This is a genomic window from Klebsiella sp. P1927 (assembly GCF_018204675.1).
Taxonomy (GTDB): domain Bacteria; phylum Pseudomonadota; class Gammaproteobacteria; order Enterobacterales; family Enterobacteriaceae; genus Klebsiella; species Klebsiella pneumoniae.
The window spans coordinates 2,450,524-2,468,645 of sequence record NZ_CP073377.1 but is presented as its reverse complement, the minus strand read 5'-3'; the positions used below and the strand labels follow the sequence as shown (position 1 = coordinate 2,468,645).

Annotated in this window: 21 protein-coding genes and 1 pseudogene; 13 read left to right on the top strand and 9 right to left on the bottom strand. The window is 57.5% G+C overall.

Going from position 1 to position 18,122, the window contains the following annotated elements; all coding sequences use genetic code 11:
- Nucleotides 1-30 precede the first annotated feature (30 nt).
- Nucleotides 31-513 carry a GNAT family N-acetyltransferase gene (locus KB892_RS12500; RefSeq protein WP_002904493.1) on the top strand — a complete coding sequence of 161 codons (483 nt, stop codon included), beginning with the start codon at nt 31-33 and terminating at the stop codon, nt 511-513.
- Here KB892_RS12500 and ptrR read toward each other — a convergent pair.
- Complete coding sequence (gene ptrR / locus KB892_RS12495) at nt 467-1,345, bottom strand: putrescine utilization regulator PtrR (protein ID WP_002904495.1); 879 nt, start codon at nt 1,343-1,345, stop codon at nt 467-469. The genes KB892_RS12500 and ptrR overlap by 47 nt on opposite strands.
- A gap of 101 nt (nt 1,346-1,446) precedes the next feature.
- On the opposite strand from ptrR, the gene sad reads away from it, so the two are divergent.
- The 7 genes from sad (at nt 1,447) to KB892_RS12460 (ending at nt 8,622) form a co-directional block, all read left to right on the top strand.
- Complete coding sequence (sad, locus tag KB892_RS12490) at nt 1,447-2,835, top strand: succinate-semialdehyde dehydrogenase (RefSeq protein WP_004199839.1); 1,389 nt, start codon at nt 1,447-1,449, stop codon at nt 2,833-2,835.
- An 80-nt stretch (nt 2,836-2,915) separates the two neighbouring features.
- A complete protein-coding gene (glsB, locus tag KB892_RS12485) occupies nt 2,916-3,842 on the top strand; it encodes a glutaminase B (protein WP_002904596.1) in 927 nt (308 codons plus the stop codon).
- On the top strand, nt 3,842-4,210 hold the full coding sequence (locus tag KB892_RS12480) for a DUF4186 domain-containing protein (RefSeq protein WP_002904598.1): 369 nt from the start codon (nt 3,842-3,844) through the stop codon (nt 4,208-4,210). Before glsB ends, KB892_RS12480 begins: the two co-directional genes overlap by 1 nt.
- A gap of 114 nt (nt 4,211-4,324) precedes the next feature.
- Nucleotides 4,325-5,749: a GGDEF domain-containing protein gene (locus tag KB892_RS12475; RefSeq protein ID WP_002904600.1), complete on the top strand. Its 1,425-nt coding sequence runs from the start codon at nt 4,325-4,327 to the stop codon at nt 5,747-5,749.
- A gap of 77 nt (nt 5,750-5,826) precedes the next feature.
- Complete coding sequence (locus KB892_RS12470; RefSeq protein ID WP_002904601.1) at nt 5,827-6,357, top strand: GNAT family N-acetyltransferase; 531 nt, start codon at nt 5,827-5,829, stop codon at nt 6,355-6,357.
- Nucleotides 6,358-6,470: 113 nt separating this feature from the next.
- Complete coding sequence (locus KB892_RS12465) at nt 6,471-7,922, top strand: tagaturonate reductase (RefSeq protein WP_002904602.1); 1,452 nt, start codon at nt 6,471-6,473, stop codon at nt 7,920-7,922.
- A gap of 253 nt (nt 7,923-8,175) precedes the next feature.
- On the top strand, nt 8,176-8,622 hold the full coding sequence (locus tag KB892_RS12460) for a GNAT family N-acetyltransferase (protein WP_002904604.1): 447 nt from the start codon (nt 8,176-8,178) through the stop codon (nt 8,620-8,622).
- Between the two features lie 210 nt (nt 8,623-8,832).
- On the opposite strand, the pseudogene KB892_RS12455 reads toward KB892_RS12460, so the two are convergent.
- A pseudogene (locus KB892_RS12455) lies at nt 8,833-9,017 on the bottom strand (tautomerase family protein); the annotation flags it as partial.
- A gap of 173 nt (nt 9,018-9,190) precedes the next feature.
- Between KB892_RS12455 and KB892_RS12450 the strand changes: the two are divergent.
- From KB892_RS12450 to KB892_RS12440, 3 genes are read left to right on the top strand one after another with little or no spacing between them, the layout of a single operon-like run.
- Entirely contained in the window at nt 9,191-9,907 is a 717-nt protein-coding gene (locus KB892_RS12450) for a hypothetical protein (protein WP_004151627.1), read from the top strand.
- A gap of 4 nt (nt 9,908-9,911) precedes the next feature.
- Complete coding sequence (locus KB892_RS12445) at nt 9,912-10,106, top strand: hypothetical protein (protein ID WP_002904612.1); 195 nt, start codon at nt 9,912-9,914, stop codon at nt 10,104-10,106.
- Between the two features lie 18 nt (nt 10,107-10,124).
- Nucleotides 10,125-10,607 carry an Hcp family type VI secretion system effector gene (locus KB892_RS12440; RefSeq protein WP_002904614.1) on the top strand — a complete coding sequence of 161 codons (483 nt, stop codon included), beginning with the start codon at nt 10,125-10,127 and terminating at the stop codon, nt 10,605-10,607.
- A 48-nt stretch (nt 10,608-10,655) separates the two neighbouring features.
- On the opposite strand, the gene KB892_RS12435 is transcribed toward KB892_RS12440, so the two are convergent.
- The 6 genes from KB892_RS12435 to KB892_RS12410 all read right to left on the bottom strand — a co-directional run bounded on the left by KB892_RS12435 (nt 10,656) and on the right by KB892_RS12410 (nt 14,762).
- Nucleotides 10,656-11,036: a tautomerase family protein gene (locus tag KB892_RS12435; protein WP_002904617.1), complete on the bottom strand. Its 381-nt coding sequence runs from the start codon at nt 11,034-11,036 to the stop codon at nt 10,656-10,658.
- Nucleotides 11,027-11,347, bottom strand: coding sequence for a carboxymuconolactone decarboxylase family protein (locus KB892_RS12430; protein ID WP_002904619.1), 321 nt, complete (start codon nt 11,345-11,347; stop codon nt 11,027-11,029). The genes KB892_RS12435 and KB892_RS12430 overlap by 10 nt, the downstream gene beginning before the upstream one ends.
- Before the next feature lie 160 nt (nt 11,348-11,507).
- Nucleotides 11,508-12,269: a trans-aconitate 2-methyltransferase gene (gene tam / locus KB892_RS12425; protein WP_004151628.1), complete on the bottom strand. Its 762-nt coding sequence runs from the start codon at nt 12,267-12,269 to the stop codon at nt 11,508-11,510.
- Between the two features lie 208 nt (nt 12,270-12,477).
- A complete protein-coding gene (locus KB892_RS12420; protein ID WP_002904624.1) occupies nt 12,478-12,768 on the bottom strand; it encodes a hypothetical protein in 291 nt (96 codons plus the stop codon).
- Between the two features lie 228 nt (nt 12,769-12,996).
- Complete coding sequence (locus KB892_RS12415; protein ID WP_014343052.1) at nt 12,997-14,184, bottom strand: MFS transporter; 1,188 nt, start codon at nt 14,182-14,184, stop codon at nt 12,997-12,999.
- Nucleotides 14,185-14,339: 155 nt separating this feature from the next.
- Complete coding sequence (locus KB892_RS12410; RefSeq protein ID WP_004199841.1) at nt 14,340-14,762, bottom strand: VOC family protein; 423 nt, start codon at nt 14,760-14,762, stop codon at nt 14,340-14,342.
- A 207-nt stretch (nt 14,763-14,969) separates the two neighbouring features.
- Here KB892_RS12410 and KB892_RS12405 point away from each other — a divergent pair, with 207 nt between their 5' ends.
- Complete coding sequence (locus KB892_RS12405) at nt 14,970-16,127, top strand: YbfB/YjiJ family MFS transporter (protein ID WP_004199842.1); 1,158 nt, start codon at nt 14,970-14,972, stop codon at nt 16,125-16,127.
- Here the strand turns inward: KB892_RS12405 and KB892_RS12400 are convergent.
- A complete protein-coding gene (locus KB892_RS12400; protein ID WP_004143508.1) occupies nt 16,124-16,969 on the bottom strand; it encodes a LysR family transcriptional regulator in 846 nt (281 codons plus the stop codon). The genes KB892_RS12405 and KB892_RS12400 overlap by 4 nt on opposite strands.
- An 89-nt stretch (nt 16,970-17,058) precedes the next feature.
- On the opposite strand from KB892_RS12400, the gene KB892_RS12395 reads away from it, so the two are divergent.
- Nucleotides 17,059-18,117 (top strand): NAD(P)H-dependent flavin oxidoreductase, encoded by a 1,059-nt coding sequence (locus KB892_RS12395; protein ID WP_004184011.1) that lies wholly within the window; start codon nt 17,059-17,061, stop codon nt 18,115-18,117.
- The last annotated feature ends 5 nt before the right edge of the window (nt 18,118-18,122 follow it).

Genomic DNA, 18,122 nt, shown 5'->3' with positions numbered 1-18,122 from the left:
CGCTACAGTGGGGTAAAAAGGAGCTCACCTATGTACACCATCACCGACATCGCCCCTACCGACGCCGAATTTATCGCCCTGATTGCCGCCCTCGACGCCTGGCAGGAGACCCTCTACCCGGCGGAGAGCAACCACCTGCTGGACCTTAGCCAGCTGCCGCCGCAGACGGTCATCGCCCTGGCGATCCGCAGCCCGCAGGGCGAGGCCGTTGGCTGCGGGGCTATTGTTCTCAGTGAGGAAGGCTTTGGCGAGATGAAGCGGGTCTATATCGATCCCCAGCACCGCGGCCAGCAGCTGGGAGAAAAGCTGCTGGCGGCGCTGGAAGCGAAAGCGCGTCAGCGCGACTGCCATACCCTGCGCCTGGAGACCGGTATCCATCAGCATGCGGCCATCGCCCTCTACACGCGCAACGGCTACCAGACCCGCTGCGCGTTTGCGCCGTATCAACCCGATCCGCTCAGCGTGTTTATGGAGAAACCACTGTTTGCCGATCTTCGTTCAGCAGCGCTATAAACGCCTCCAGCTGGCGGGTTTTGGCGCCCCGGCGCCACACCAGCCAGGTGGTGAGCCAGCGCCACTCTTCGGCCAGCGGCCAGGCGGAAACCTGCTGATGGCCGGGCATACTCTCCAGCATGCTGCGCGGGATCAACGCCAGGCCGGCGCCGGCGATGACGCAGGCCAGCATCCCGTGGTAAGACTCCATCTCGTGGATCCTGCCCGGGGTCGCTCTGTCGGCATGAAACCAGCTCTCAAAATGCCGGCGATAGGAACAGTTGGCGCGAAAGGCGTAGACGTTGGCCCCGTTCACTTCGCTGGCGCGGGTGATGGGTGCGTGGCCGTAGGGGGCGACGATCATCATCTCTTCAGGGAACACCGGCAGCCCCTCCAGGCCCGGATGCACCAGCGGGCCGTCGACAAACGCGGCGCTCAGGGCGCCCTCCAGTACGCCGTCGATCATCGTCCCGGAAGGGCCGGTTGAGAGCGCCAGATGAATTTTCGGGTAGCGCTGATTAAAGTGGGCCAGAGTGCTGGGGATCCGTACCGCCGCGGTGCTCTCCAGTGAACCAAGAGAAAACAGCCCCTGGGGTTCGTCGCCCGCCACCACCATTCGCGCCTCGTCCACCAGGGCGAGGATCTGCTGGCTATAGCGCAAAAAGCTGTGTCCCGCAGGCGACAGGCGCAGGCGCTGGTTCTCGCGGATAAACAGCTCAACGCCGAGGTCGGCCTCCAGCTGGCGGATGCGGGTGGTGAGGTTGGACGGCACGCGATGCACTTTCTGCGCCGCCTGGGTAATGCTGCCGGTGCTGGCGACAGCGTTAAACATCTCTAGCTGAGTCAGGTCCATGATATTCTTCTTTTGTGAATGCGTTGCTTAATATTATTCATTTTCAATGAATGGAAAGGTAAGCCAGAATACGGACACTTCGCAAGCAACGAGAGAGAATAATGATGAATTTATCTGCAACGCACGCCGTCTCCGTCAATCCGACTACCGGTGAGGTGGTCTCCTCGCTGCCGTGGGCCAGCGAACGCGAGGTCGACGCGGCGATCGCGCTCGCCGCGGCGGGCTATCGCCAGTGGCGTCAGACGCCGCTTGCCGACCGCGCCGACGCCCTGCGCCGCATCGGGGCCGCGCTGCGCGCCCGCGGTGAAGAGGTGGCCCAGATGATCACCCTTGAGATGGGCAAGCCGATCGCTCAGGCGCGTGGCGAGGTGGCGAAATCGGCCAACCTCTGCGACTGGTACGCTGAACACGGCCCGGCGATGCTGGCGACGGAAGCTACCCTGGTGGAAAATAACCAGGCTGTAATTGAGTATCGTCCACTGGGCGCCATACTGGCGGTGATGCCGTGGAACTTCCCGGTCTGGCAGGTGATGCGCGGCGCGGTGCCGATCCTGCTGGCCGGCAACAGCTATCTGCTGAAGCATGCCCCGAACGTGATGGGCAGCGCCCGTCTGCTGGGCGAAATTTTTGCCGCCGCCGGCCTGCCGGATGGTGTATTTGGTTGGGTGAACGCCACCAATGACGGCGTTTCGCAGATTATCAATGACGACCGCATCGCGGCGGTGACCGTCACCGGCAGCGTCCGCGCCGGGAAGGCGATTGGCGCCCAGGCGGGCGCGGCGCTGAAGAAATGCGTGCTTGAGCTGGGGGGATCCGATCCCTTTATCGTGCTCAACGATGCCGATCTCGATGAAGCGGTGAAAGCCGCCGTCACCGGCCGCTATCAGAACAGCGGCCAGGTGTGTGCGGCGTCGAAACGCTTTATTCTCGAAGCCGGCATTGCCGAGGCCTTCACCCGCAAATTTGTCGACGCCGTGGCAGCGCTGAAGATGGGCGACCCGCGCGACGAGCAAAACTACGTCGGACCGATGGCGCGGTTCGATTTACGCGATGAACTGCACCAACAGGTAACGGCGACCCTTGATGAAGGAGCGACTCTGCTGCTGGGCGCGGAAAAAATCGAAGGGGCGGGCAACTACTATGCGCCAACGGTGCTGGGCAACGTCACCGCCGGGATGACCGGCTTTCGTCAGGAGCTGTTTGGTCCGGTAGCAACCCTGACCACCGCTCGCGACGCTGACCATGCACTGGCCCTCGCCAACGACAGCGAGTTTGGCCTGTCCGCCACGGTCTATACCACCGACGAGGCGCAGGCCCAGCGCTTTGCCCGCGAGCTGGAGTGCGGCGGCGTCTTCCTCAATGGCTACTGCGCCAGCGACGCCCGCGTGGCCTTCGGCGGCGTAAAGAAGAGCGGTTTTGGCCGGGAGCTGTCGCATTTTGGCCTGCACGAGTTCTGTAATGTGCAGACCGTCTGGAAAGACCGTCGCTAATCAACGTTAGCCCCTGACGACCGTCGTCCACGTCTGCTATACTCGCCCACCGAATTTTGATGGTGGGCAAGGAGCCGCGTGTGGCGACGGTTATCAATAATGCAATGCTGGAAGCCATTCTGGCAGAAATCAGGCCGCTGATTGGCCGCGGAAAAGTGGCGGATTATATTCCGGCGCTGGCCAGCGTCAGCGGCGACAAGCTTGGTATCGCGATCAGTACGGTGGACGGTCAGCACTTTGCCGCTGGCGATGCCCATGAACGTTTTTCCATCCAGTCAATCTCCAAGGTATTGAGCCTGGTGGTTGCCATGAACCACTATCAGGAGGAGGAGATCTGGCAGCGGGTGGGGAAAGATCCTTCCGGCCAGCCCTTTAACTCGCTTCTGCAGCTGGAGATCGAGCAGGGCAAACCGCGCAACCCGTTTATCAACGCCGGGGCACTGGTGGTCTGCGACATGCTGCAGAGCCGGCTCAGCGCCCCGCGTCAGCGGATGCTGGAGATTGTCCGCCGTCTGAGCGGCGTGGCCGATATCGCCTACGATCCGGTGGTGGCTCGCTCAGAGTTTGAGCATTCGGCGCGCAACGCCGCCATCGGCTGGCTGATGAAATCCTTTGGTAACTTCCATAACGACGTCGCCACCGTGCTGCAGAACTATTTCCACTACTGTTCGCTGGAGATGAGCTGCGTTGAGCTGGCGCGAACCTTTCTGTTTCTCGCCGACCGCGGCATTGCCCCGCATCTCGACGCGCCGGTTATTGCGCCCATCCAGTCCCGCCAGGTTAATGCCCTGATGATGACCAGCGGCATGTACCAGAACGCCGGTGAATTCGCCTGGCGCGTTGGCCTGCCGGCGAAATCGGGCGTCGGCGGCGGGATCGTGGCGATTGTCCCGCAGGAGATGGCGATCGCCGTGTGGAGCCCGGAGCTTGACGACGCCGGGAACTCGCTGGCCGGCGTGGCGATACTGGAAAAACTGACTCAGCGGATGGGGAGGTCGGTGTTCTGATGGTCGATCAGGATCGCTTGTTTGCGCGCCTGGCGCGCTCGACGTTTCGCTCACGCTTCCGTCTGGGGGGGAAAGAGCGGCAATACTGTCTCGATAAGGGACCGGAGGTTATCGATCGGCATGCCGCAGACTTTATTCGCCAGCGGCTGGCGCCCGCTGCGCCGATCAATGATGGCAAGCAGACGCCGATGCGCGGTCACCCGGTGTTTATCGCCCAGCACGCGACCGCTACCTGCTGTCGCGGCTGCCTGGAAAAATGGCATGCCATTCCCCACGGCCGCGCGCTGAGCGAGCCGGAGCAGGACTATATCGTGCAGGTCATCCACCGCTGGCTGGTGCTACAAATGAATGCGCCGTCTGTGCGCTAATTTGCATTTGATCGGCGCCGGAGTATGCCTGATAAATATTCTCATGTTATGATAATCCGCTAACTAACTATTAACATAATAATTTCCTGAAACAATTAGACGGATAATTACTGAATGTCTTCACTGTCGATTCGGTCATTTACGCTGTTTCGTGAAGAACAACCCGTGCGCGATGCATTGGTCTTATTTACGTTAACGCTACTGCTGCATTTTCTTGGCGCTATGCTGCGTCTGGTGCAGGAGCTCTCTTTCTTCTGGCCGCTCAATGCAGTGATGGCCGGGATTTTTGCACGCTATGTATGGCTTAACCGCAGCTATTTTTATGCCGTCTGTTTTGCGGCAATGCTGGTCTATGACGGATTAACCTCGCGCTGGGGTATGGGCTTTGCCTCATTGCTGATTAACTTTTCCAATATTGTCTTTATTGTGACGCTGGCGCAGCTGGTGCTGTGGGATAAACGTCGCGCCGACTCCATGCCGGGCCCGATAAACGCGCTTAATTTATTCTGTTTCTGCCTGTTAGCCGCCTTACTGTGCGCAGCGGTCGGCGCGCTGGGGTCGGTGGATGTTGAACGCGCCACCTTCGTTCCCCAGCTGGCGGACTGGTTTAGCGAACAGTTCTCAACGGCGGTATTAATCCTGCCCTTTATTCTGACCCTGACGCTGCCTTCGGCATTAAGCGGTTTTCGCTTTCGCCAGCTGCTGCCGGTGCTGGCGCTGGTCCTGTCAATTGCGCTTGGCTTGGCGGTAGGCGGCGCGGGCAGCATTACCTTCCCGTTACCGGCTTTGATCTGGTGCGCTGTACGCTATCCGCTGCCGCTGACCTGTCTGCTGACTTTTCTCACTGGCATCGGCGAAATACTGCTGGTCGCTAATTCGTTAATTCACTTTTCGCCAGATGCGCGAATGCAGCCGTGGCAGCTGTTCTCCACCCGCCTCGGAATTGCCGCCATGCTGATTAGCCCGGTGATTGTCGCATCCAGTGTCGAAGCGATTAACACGCTGGTGAAGCAGCTGGCCCTGCGCGCCGATTTTGACTTTCAGACCCGCGTCTATTCCCGTTCCGGACTGAGCGAAGCGTTGAAGCGTCAGACGCTGCCGGCGGATAAGCTGCTGACGGTGATGGTGCTGGATATCGATGGCTTCAAACGGGTGAATGATGCTCTGGGCCATGAAGGCGGCGATTGCGTGCTGACCCAGTTTGCCCAGCAGGTTCGACAGCTGGTGGGTGAGCAGGGGATGGTGGCCCGTATCGGCGGAGAAGAGTTTGCGGTGGCCGCCGTCGTCGACAGCGCCCAGCAGGGCTATTTGCTGGCGGAAAAGATCCGTCACGGGGTGGAGTCGCAGCCTTTCGGCCTGGGCCAGAACCCGATCCACCTGACCATCAGTCTGGGACTGGAGACGCGCGAGGTAGGCCACGCCCGCATCACCGAGCTGTTTAACCAGCTGCTGTTGGCGGCGGACGATGAGATGGTGAAAGCCAAACAGAGCGGTCGTAACCAAATTTGTATGCCGACGCTGACCGAAAGCGCGCCATAAGAAAATCCTATCGGGATCCTACTTGTGCTAATTTTTGGTTAAAAACATAGTGATGTGGTCGATAACAGGGAGCTTTTATGACCACATCCTTTTCACTGCGCACGCTCTCGCGTGACGATATTCTCCATCACCTCCCGGCATTAAGCGAGATCCTGGCAAGCTGCGTCAACGGCGGCGCCTCGGTGAGCTTTATGCTGCCTTTCGCGCCGCAAACGGCGATAACGTTCTGGCAACGCACTGCCGACAGCGTGGCGGCCGGGGAGCGCATTGTGCTGGCCGCCTTCGACGCGGAGGAACGTCCCGTTGGCACCGTGCAACTTATCACCAGTCAACCGGAAAACCAGCCCCATCGAGCGGATGTCGCCAAATTATTGGTTCACCAAAATGTCCGCCGCCAGGGGATCGCCCAGGCATTGATGAGCGAGCTGGAGCGCATTGCCCGGCGGGAAAGGAAGACGGTGCTGGTGCTGGACACGGCGACCGGCAGCGGGGCGGAACAGTTCTATGCCCGCTGCGGCTGGGAAAAAGTGGGGGAAATTCCGCGCTATGCGCTGATGCCCGACGGCGAAATGACTGCCACCTCACTATTCTATAAGTTTCTGCCCTGACGGCCGCTATTGCAGATTGCTTTGATCAAAACAGGGTTTCACTGGTAGCAAAACCTGATAACTTATTGGACCAATTACTCAGGTTGTATGACTACTATTAGAGGGAACCCATTGTGAAAACTTTAAACCGTCGTGATTTCCCCGGCGCGCAGTACCCTGACCGTATCATCCAGTTTGGGGAAGGTAACTTCCTGCGCGCATTCGTTGACTGGCAGATCGACCTGCTCAACGAGCATACCGACCTGAATGCGGGCATCGTGGTCGTGCGGCCTATCGCCACAGATTTTCCGCCTTCGCTGAACACCCAGGATGGCCTGTACACGACTATTATTCGCGGCCTGAACGAGCAGGGCGAAGCGGTCAGCGATGCGCGTCTTATCCGCTCGGTCAACCGGGAGATCAGCGCTTACGCAGACTTCGACGCTTTTTTACGCCTGGCGCATAACCCGGAGATGCGGTTTGTCTTCTCCAACACCACCGAGGCGGGCATCAGCTACCATGCCGGGGATCGGTTTGACGACGCGCCGCCGGTCAGTTATCCGGCGAAACTGACCCGTCTGTTGTTTGAGCGTTACCAGCATTTCGCCGGTGCGGCCGACAAGGGATGGGTGATTATTCCCTGCGAGCTGATCGATTATAACGGCGAGGCGCTGCAGGCGCTGGTGCTGCGCTATGCTAGCGAATGGGAACTGCCGCAGGCATTTATCACCTGGCTGACCTCAGCGAATACCTTCTGTTCGACGCTGGTGGATCGCATTGTGACCGGCTATCCGCGTGATGAAGTGGCGGCTCTCGAGGCGCAGACCGGCTATAAAGATGCTTTCCTTGATACCGCTGAGCATTTCTACCTGTTCGTTATCCAGGGACCTGCCTCGCTGGAGGCCGAGCTGCGTCTCGATAAACTGCCGCTGAATGTGCGCATTGTGGACGATATTAAGCCGTATAAAGAGCGCAAAGTGGCGATCCTCAACGGGGCGCACACCGCGCTGGTGCCGGTGGCCTTCCAGGCCGGGATCGACACCGTGGGTGAGGCGATGAACGACGCGGAGATTTGCGCGTTTGTCGAAAAGGCGATTTATGACGAGATTATTCCGGTGCTGGATCTGCCGCGCGATGAGCTGGTGTCATTCGCCAGCGCCGTGACAGGGCGCTTCCGTAATCCCTATATTAAACATCAGCTGCTCTCGATTGCGCTCAACGGCATGACCAAGTACCGCACCCGTATTCTGCCGCAGCTGCTGGCGGGGCAGAAAGCGCATGGCGCCCTGCCGCCGCGTCTGACCTTTGCCCTGGCGGCGCTGATCGCCTTTTACCGGGGAGAGCGGGATGGTGAGAGCTATCCAGTACAGGATGACGCCGACTGGATATCGCGCTATCAAACGCTGTGGGCCCGCCATCGCGATGGCCAGATGAGCACTCGCGAGCTGGTCACCGCCGTGCTCAGCGTGGCGGATCACTGGCAGCAGGATCTGAGCCAGATCCCGGGGCTGGTGGAGCTGGTGACTGCCGACCTTGACGCTATCCTGACCTGCGGTATGCGCAACGCCGTCAAACCTCTTTGCTGATAGTCCATCTAAACACCCGGCTGCGGCCGGGTTGTGCAGGATTTTTATTAGTTACAACATACTATTATACTAACCTGTAACAGCCGGTCAGTGGCTCCTCTGCATACGGCTTTTTAGTGCCAAATCGTTCCGAACAGCAGGTGAATTATGGCCGAAGAGCTTGAACAAATATCTGCGCAGGAAAATAATGACCTCAACTCATATCTCCTGCCAATATTCGCAGGCTAATGCATTCATCTGTAAGGAAACTCTCATGGTCATCGATATCCGGGAAGTACGGCCCCACGACAAAGCCGAATGGCTTCAGCTTTGGCAAGGCTACACTCGTTTTTACGGTAGCCCGCAGCCGGAAGAGGTGACCGAATGCACCTGGCAGCGGATGCTGGATGTAAACTCGTCTGTATTGGGTAGAGTCGCGGTGGTGGATGATGCGGTGGTCGGCTTCGCTATCTGTGTTCTTCATGAGGGAACCTGGGTTACCACGCCGATCTGCTATCTGGAGGATCTGTTTGTCGATCCCGCCTTCCGTGGACAGGGTATTGCCAGAACCATGATTAAGTCGCTGCAAAGCGAAGGGGCGGACAAAGGCTGGTCGCGGCTGTACTGGCATACGCGCCGTGATAATCCCGCCCGTCATCTGTATGATGAGTTTACCCCGGCTGACGATTACGTACGCTACAGGATCACGCTTGAGTCCTGAAGCGGTAAGAGGTTGTTAAGCTTTTCCCGCTATAACAGGGGAAACAGGCTCAGGAGAAGCAACGATGGAAAAACGTCTTGAAACAGTGGTCAATGTGATTATGTTTCTTTCGCTATTGGCAACGGCCTGGGATCTCTCGCTGGTGCATCATCTCGCGTGGTAGTAAATTATATCATCTGAAACGCGGCGCCTCTTGCGGCGCCGCCTGTCTCATTCATCCGCCATCTTCCCTGCGTAAAACTCCAGTCCTCCAGTTGGTTAAACTGGATAACCACCATCACGTCCTGCGGGCTGACCGCCATCTCATCGTCTAACCGCGCGCAGAGCCGACGATAGAGTCCTTGTTTCTGCGCCCAGCTGCGCGGTTTTCCAGCGAAAATATGAAACAATACGAAGTAATAGCTAACCGAGATATTTTAAACCGGGCAGGGTGCGAGGGAATATAAACAAAAGAGTAGAGTCAATATTACTATCAAGGCCATCGTTTTATAAGTATATTGAAAGGCCAGATGATCATAAGAAATATGTGCCGGAACAATGAATGATCTAATAAAGGAAGGATCTAATTATGTATTATAGGAATTTCATCATTACCTCAATCGAGGCGGAGCGTATTCTTGCCATGAAATTTGATGAAGCATTTGCTGGAGTAAAAAAGAATGTTATTGATACACTGAATCAAATGGGAAATGGTATAACCCGTGCTTCGTATTATACTTCCTGCTTAATGGATAATTATCAGGATGTTTGTTCTAAGTTAAAGCAAGAGGACACAAGATTTATTGCAGGGCTGGCGCAGTTAGTTAAAAGCCGTGATATCATTTTCCAAATGATTAAAATATATATAGAAACCTACTTTCAAAATAAAAAAGAAGAAAAAGCTCAATATATTCTCAAGAAGCTTGTCGGCGCGGGAGTTTACATATCATCTTCAGGATTAACTAATCGTATTTTAATCATGGCAGTAGCAACCATGATTTGCCAGACTTCCAGGTTTAATACTGTTGTATATGGGCGTATCAACAGGGCAAGGTCATTAGTCCTTAAAGGGAGTGTAACTGCTACCGCAGTGGTATTAAACGTGTATGGATTGATTCAGGATGCCGCTAATAGCGCTGACAATTTGAAAATGCATAATTCATTTTATTACAATGCGTTATACGCTAACCATCTGGAGATGATGTACTTTCTCATCGAACCTGTCATCACAGGCGTTCCTTATTTAAATCCGATGATTATTTCTGATGATGAACTTGCTGAATTACTTATTAAATTAATGAGGTGAATGGATGGATTTCTTGAAAAGATGGTTAAAAGAAGAATTCATTCTTTTTTTATGGGGATGGGGTATTGTATTATTAATCATTATATTTAGCATGATTGCAGTCTCTCTTTTTCCTGACATTGCCATTAACTTAATAGGACTTTTTGTTTTATTAATCATTGGGTTTCACGTTGTCGTTTGGTTTAAAGTTAAAAACTGATATGAAAGAGGAGGGGTAATGTCAAATCCAGCATATTTATGGTTAACTGATGAGAATGATTCGCCTATTATAGGTTCTTGCCTGATGCCCACACGCACGGGTTCCATCGAATTGCGCGCAGTGAATCATCATGTTTGGTTACCTACCGATAATAATACAGGAAAGCTGACGGGAACCCGTCTTCATACACCGGTTAAAATTCAAAAAGAGTTTGACAGAACAACACCTTTGCTATTTAGGGCTCTTTGTGAAGGTCGAACATTAAGATCGGCAACGCTAAAAATGTACAGAATAAATGAGGCGGGACTGGAAGTTGAATATTTTAACATAGCGATGGCGAATATTAAGATTACGGCAATCACACCAAATTTACATCCGGCCGGAATGACAAGTACTCACCTTGAAGACATTGATTTCCGTTATGAGACGATCACCTGGATATACACAGAAGGGAACATCATGTATCGTGATTCATGGAACGATCGCTGTTGTGCATGGTAGCAAATGATATAGTGCTGAAACGCGGCGCCTCTTGCGGCGCCGCCTGTCTCATTCATCCGCCATCTTCCCTGCGCTAAAACTCCAGTCCTCCAGTTGGTTAAACTGGATAACCACCATCACGTCCTGCGGGCTGACCGCCATCTCATCGTCTAACCGCGCGCAGAGCCGACGATAGAGTCCCTGTTTCTGCGCCCGGCTGCGCGGTTTTCCGGCGAAAATATGAAACAGCACGAAGCGGGCGCTGCGTCCTTCGCTGAGGTAGTGCGGGTCGTAAATGCGCTGCTCATCGGCGGCCCGTTCGATAAACTGAAATCTATCTGCTGACGGAACGTCGAACTCCGCCACCAGACACTCATGAAAGAGCGCCGACAATTGAGCAAACTCCGCGGGACGCCAGGCGGTGCCAAGCGAAATTCGGGTCAAGGGCATGACGCCTCCTGCGCGTTCAGGCAGGTCAGGGCGCTGGCCGCCGCCGGCCAACCGGCATAGAACGCCAGATGGGTAAACAATTCGACAATTTCTTCCCGGCTCAGGCCATTCTGATAGCCGAACGCGATGTGCCACGGCAGCTGTTCAGTTTTGCCCTGCGCCGTCAGGGCGGAAAGGGTGATCAGGCTGCGTTCGCGGGGCGACAGCTCGCTACGCGCCCAGATATCGCCAAACAGCACCGTTTCGGTCAGCTCGGCTAGCTTTGGCGCGATAGCAGCCAGCGTTCGGCGATCGACAGGAGGAGTACTCATAGTGATTCTCTTTGCAGGTTAAAGGAGTCATCACTGTCGCACGCTGACTAAGATATTGAATATCGCAACGTTCGGGATTATCAATCCTGAAAATCAGGATGGTATAGCCGATCCTTTACACCTTTCATCACTCCGCTTTTCTGCCCACCTATCCCAACGGTCAGGCGGCGATCTTTCGCGCCACGATAAACAGCCGTGGGAAACGCAGGAGCACCTTCCCGTTACACTGTAACGGATAGTATGCGGCCAGCAATGCGAGATAGCGTGTGAGAAACGCGCTTCCGGCCTGCTCGTCCAGGCCTGCCAGATAGGGGCGTAACCCGGTGCCCTGCAGCCAGTCGACAATCGCCTGATGAGAAGCAAGGGGATGAAAATAGGTGGTGCGCCAGATATCAACTTCGCAACTCTGGCGGCTGAGCAGATCGTACCAGGCGGCGGGCGGGAGTAACGGCTGGCGTCCACGGTCCGGCAACCCCATCTCGCTGGCAACCTGACGCATCAGGGTATGGGAAGGTTCCTGCCAGTTATCCGGCATCTGCACTGCCAGCGTTCCGTTGTCCGCCAGCTGGTTTACCAGATGGGGGAAAAGCGTCTCATGATCCGTCAGCCACTGCAGAGAGGCGTTGGCATAGATCACATCTGGCGGTTGCGCAGGCCGCCAGCGGGCAATATCGGCATCAATGAATTCGCAGTCGGGCAAGGCCTGCGCCGCCTGGACCAGCATGGCCGGGGAGTTATCGATACCGACGATCGTCGCCAACGGCCAGGCGGCGCGTAGCAGGCGGGTGCTGTTTCCCGGCCCGCAGCCGAGGTCGACGGCGTGCTCGACCTGCAGATGGGCAATACGCGAGAGCAGGTCGGCCGCGGGGCGGGTACGTTCAGCGTCAAATTGCAGATACAACGAAGGATTCCAGTCGGCCATCGGGTGCAGTTCCTGTGTGAGGAGGGAGACAGGGGAAAGCATAGAACGCGTCAGGCGGCATGTCAGCGGTTAATGAACCTCAGCGGTCACCTTTGTGCGTGACAGTGTCACAAAATAGAACGTGGCTGGATTGCGCCTGCGCTGTTGGCCGAACCTGGGATTGAGACATGGCAGGGAACGTCTCTGCGCCCGTGGCGGGCGCAGGAGCCTATTCGGCGTTTTTGAGCGCCTCGGCGCGGCTGGCGGTGGCGTAGACAAAATCCAGCATCGGCTCGAGATCGGTGTCATAGCCAGCCTGAATAATTTTTCCTCGCAGCCATTCGATTTCACTGGTGATATCGGGAGGAAAAATGTTGTTATCCTGCGCCCGGCGCAGCCATTTCAGCAGAAAGTTATTCTTTCCCCTGATACCACCCGCTTTTTTCGATTTTCCGTGCATCTTCAGCGCGACCAGGACGCAGTAATAGAAATGAACGCGCTGATTAAAACTTTGGTGCATGTCTGTGTTTCCCGCCAGAATCAGGAATTCACCGTGTGGGTCAGTGATTCGGATTGGACTACGGTACCGGGCTGGATCGTTGCGCGAACTCTGTTGTCTACCAGTACCGTCCATGCATCTGTTGCCAGACGCTGACGGGATGTTGGCACGGAAGCCGAATCGTCGTCAATTGCCGATTCATTTTTTGCCGGCGTCATCGGACCGCGGCAGCCCGCGAGCCGGGCCACACTACTCTCTGGCGACAAGCCGCTGTTGCCGATGTACGCGGAAAATCAGCAGGAATGCGAGCGCCACCACGATCGCCGCCAGCAGATACAGCGTGGCGAGATCGTAGAACCCGGCGACCCAGCCGGCCAGCGGCCCGGTCAGGCCCAGCGCCAGATCAAGAAACGCCGAGTAGGTGCCGAGGGCGGTTCCCTGATTTTGCTCTTCCACCTGCTTTACCGCCTCAACCCCTAAGGCCGGAAAGACCAGCGAGAAACCCGAACCGGTGAGAAAGGCGCCGACGCCGGCCATCCATGCTGATGGCGCCAGCCAGATAAGCAGCAGGCCGAGACTTTCGATGATGAAGCAGGCCAGGGAGACCGGGACTCCGCCAAAGCGGGTAATGGTATTTCCCAGCACCAGGCGAACGCAGATAAAGCCGACGCTGAACAGCGAAAGGGTAAACGCGGCGCCCTGCCAGCTGTGCGCGGCGAAGTAGAGGGTGATAAAGGTGGCGATAACGCCGAAACCGACGGTGCCAAAGGCCAGCCCCAGGCCGTAAGGCCAGATTTTTCGCACCACCGCGTGAAAGGGCGCTCTGGCGCCGGCGTTCACCTTGACGTCCTGGCGGGTACGAGCGAACAGCAGACCGATGGCCGCGACCAGCACTACCACCGTAGCAAAGCCGCTGATGCCAAAATAGTGATTGAGGGTAACTCCCAGCGGCGCCCCGACCGCCATCGCCACATAGGTCGCCACGCCGTTCCAGGAGATAACCCGTGACGTGTGGATCGCGCCGACGGTTTTGATCCCCCACAGGGTGGCGCCGGTGGCGGTAAAGCTCTCGCCGACGCCGAGAAACACCCGGCCCGCCAGCAGCGCGGCAATGGCCAGCATCGGCGTTGCCTGCAGGACTACCGCCAGTAGCGTGAAGGCGCCACTGAGCAGGCAGCAGACGATCCCAAGGCTGACCACTTTTTTCGGCCCCCAGATATCGGTATAGCGCCCGGCGTGCGGCCGGCTTATCAGCGTCGATATGTACTGCAGACTGATCACAATTCCGGCCACAAAGGTGCTGTAGCCCAGCTGATAGTGAATATAGCCCGGCAGTACGGCCAGCGGCAGACCAATGGAGAGATAGCAGATACAGGTAAAAACAACGATCGAAATAATGCGCAAATTGAGTTGTGTAGTGCTGACGGAAGTGCTCATAGGGATAAGAGGTTAATACAACGGGATGTGTAGCATAGCGCGCCGTGAGGGCGCTGGCGAGGCGCGACAGCGTTTTATCGGTAACCGACGGGAACGATATTTGTACGAATGTAAATAACTGCTTTTACAGCGCTTAACGCCCGCCTCGCTCAGCGTCAGCTCGCCGCCATACCCGACGAATCACACACCATGCCCCAGGCGCGGTTTTGCAATACCGTGCGGTAGCCGTCCCGGTCGACGAAAGTGACGCCATTGACCTCCCAGTAAGGGTTAAACGCCGTAACGCGCAGAAATCCGGCGGCGTCCATGGCTGCGCACTGTGCCTCCCATGCCGCCTGCTGCGGATAGTACAGCACCAGCAGATCTTCATCGCCTGCCGAGGGGGTGACGGGATGGTGGCGGCAGTGGGTGAATTCCAGATGCCAGCCCGCTTCGGGCGCGCCGAGCATTATCCCGCTGAATCCTTCATGATCGGTAAAGCTGCCGAGCGGCTCGAGTCCCAGCCCGGCGCAATACATGCTGGCGGTGGTGTCCAGTTCGCTGACCGGCCTGGCAATGCGCATATGACAGAACGACATAATGACTCCCGTGAGCATAAGTTGAGTTGATACTGTACCGGTAAATCGGCCCGGCGTGTGTTAAGCCGTGCCCAGGCGCCACCTTCTCTCTGTAAATACCATAGCGGATTAACATCCGCCTTGCGCCAACAATACCTCTTCATCATAATAAAAAAAGAATCATTCAATATTATTATTCTTAAATTGAGAATCACTGTGGGGTGGTGGATGAATAACCAATCGCGCCAGGCCTTATGGCTGGCACTGGCTGGATCGATAGTACTGATGATCGGCATGGGCTACGGGCGCTTTGCCTTCACCGGCGTGCTGCCGCTTATGCTTAATGAAGGTCTGTTAACCCTGCACGAGGGCAATCTCGCCGCGTCGGCCAATTACGCTGGCTATCTGGTCGGTGCGTTGCTGCTGGCGCGGGTGCAGCCTGGGGCCGCCACCCGACTGAGCATTATCTCCGCCGGGTTGACCATCGCCAGCCTGGCGCTGCTGGCCTGGGTGAGCTCGCCGTGGACCATTATTACGCTGCGCGCCGTCGCCGGCGCGCTGAGCGCGATAACGCTGATTGCAGGTTCGCTGTGGCTGCTGGAACATATGGGGCATCATCACGGGGCGCCGTTGCTGTATGCCGGGGTGGGGCTGGGGATATTTATCTCAGCGGAGGGGATCGCCCTTGGACATGCCCTGAGCCTCACCAGCCAGCAGATCTGGCTGCTCAGCGCATTATGCGCCGGTCTGCTGCTGGCGCTGGCGATCCGTTGGCTGCTGACTCCGCCGGCTGCACTGGTGCGGGTTTCCCATGTTGAGACCTCCCTGCCTGCGTCCGGGAGCGATACCCGTCGCGCGGCGTGGCGACTCTTGATGGTTTACGGTCTGGCGGGCTTCGGCTATATCATCACCGCCACTTATCTGCCGTTGTTTCTGTCCGGTTCGCTGCAGAGCGTTGACCCGGTCCATCTGTGGGCGCTGTTTGGTCTGGCGGCCGCGCCGTCCTGCCTCATCTGGCATAAGCTGGTGCTAAAGTGGGGATACCGGCAAGCGCTGACCCGCAACCTGCTCGTCCAGGCGCTTGGCGTGATCCTTCCAGCCTGCAGCGCTTCATTGCTGTTTTGCGTGCTAAGCGCGCTTTTGGTGGGCTTTACCTTTATGGGCACCGTAACCATTGCGCTACCGAAGGCGAAAAGTCTCAGCCATCAGGTGAGCTTCAATATGATTGCCGCGATGACTGCACTGTACGGTGTGGGACAGATTGCCGGGCCGCTTATCGCCGGCGCGCTGTATCAGATCGCGGCTTCATTTAACCCGGCGCTCTATGCCGCGGCGCTGGCGCTGCTGATTGCCGCAGGGCTGGTCTTTACCGAACGCCAGGCTTAGCCAATCGCCACGCTTTGCAGCAGCTTGCGCCACTCGCTCAGGGCGGGGGCGCTCAAGCCGCTGCGCCAGATAAGCTGGGTGGTCGCCTCGCACAGCGGTTCGCTAAGGCAGTTTTCGGGAAGCGTCATCAGCGACAGCACGCTCTGCGGCAGCAGGCAGGCGTAGCGCCCGGACGCCACGCAGGCAAGCATGCTGTGATAGGAATTGACCTCATGCACCTCGACGGCCGCCTGCTGTTCCGCCAGCCAGCGTTCTCCCAGCGCGCGGTAGCTGCAGCCGCTGGCAAATGCCGCGAACCGCAGCGGACCCGGGGTCTGCGGACGGACCAGCATCAGGGTTTCATAAAACACCGGGGTGAATGCCAGTTCGGCGGGACAGGCAGGTTGCCCATCGGCCCCTGGCGGCAGGCAGACCAGCGCGGCATCAAGGGCGGCGGTTAACACCCCCTCGGTTAACTGGCGGGTCGGTTGGGTGATGAGGGTGATATCCACCTGTGGGCACTGCTGTTGGAAGCGGGTAAGCAGCGGCGGCAGCCGGCTGGCGGCGGTCGCCTCCATCGCGCCCAGACGCAGACTGCCGCCTGGGGTTGTCGGATGCAGAGCCTGCTTTGCCTCTTCCGCCAGGCTCAGGATCCGCCGGGCATAGCTGAGAAACTGCACGCCTGCCGGGGACAACACCATTTTTTTGTTGCCGCGAACGAAGAGCTCAACGGCAAGCTCCTCTTCCAGCTGCTGAATGCGGGTCGTGATATTGGACTGTGCGCGGCCCAGCCGTTTTGCTGCCTGGGTGACGCTCTGCGTTTCTGCCACCTGAATGAAGATCTCGAGTGTGCTGTGGTTCATATTTTTCTTCTCAATACGATAATAATGTTGATCTTACCATCTTTAAAGGAGATGGTAAGCCTCCAGCATCGTTAATGCATGAGGAAACCATGAGCAACCCGCTGCTTTCGCTTCTTGATATTGATTATCCCCTGATTCAGGCCCCGATGGCGGGCGTCTCCACCCCCGCGCTGGCTGCCGCGGTAAGTAATGCCGGTGCGCTGGGCTCGCTGGGGCTGGGCGCTTCAACCGTTGCCCAGGCGGAAGCGATGATAGTCGCCACCCGCCAGCTGACGGACCGTCCGTTCAATGTCAATCTGTTCTGCCATGCGCCGCCCCGGCGCGACGCCCGGCGGGAAGCCGACTGGGCAACAACATTACGTCCCCATTTTGCCCGCTATGGCAGTACGCCACCGGATTCGTTAAGCGAGATCTACCAGACATTTATCGGTCATGCGCCGATGCTGGAGCTGCTTCTCGACCTGTCGCCGGCGGTGGTGAGCTTTCATTTTGGTCTTCCTGAAGGTGAGACGATCCAGCGTCTGCGGCGGCAGGGGATCGTTACCCTGGCAACAGCGACTTCGCTCCAGGAGGCGCTGCTGATTGAACAGCAGGGGATCGACGTGGTGGTCGCTCAGGGCTATGAGGCGGGTGGGCACCGGGGGATCTTTGCTCCGCAGGCGCCTGACGCGCAGCTGAGCACCTTCACCCTGGTGCAACTTCTGCGGCGTCGACTAACCATCCCGGTGGTGGCCGCCGGAGGCATCATGGACGGAGCGGGGATCGCCAGCGTGATGCAGTTGGGGGCGCAGGGCGTACAGCTCGGTACGGCGTTTTTACTGTGTCCGGAATCGGCCGCCGACGCCGGCTACCGCGCGGCGATCCACAACAGTCTTGACGGGCGTACGGTGCTGACCTCCGCGATATCCGGGCGTCCGGCACGCTGTCTGGCGAATGCCTTCTGTGCGCTGGGGGAAGGCTATCCGGCGAGCGCCGTGCCGGATTATCCGCTGGCGTATGATATCGGCAAAGCACTGGCCGCCGCCGCGAAAGCCCAGGGTGTCCATGAGTATGGCGCCCACTGGGCCGGGCAGGGGGTGGGGTTGATCCGCGAGTGTGACGCCGCCACTCTGGTCCGCCAGCTGGCGGCAGAGAGCGGCTGGAACTAATGACT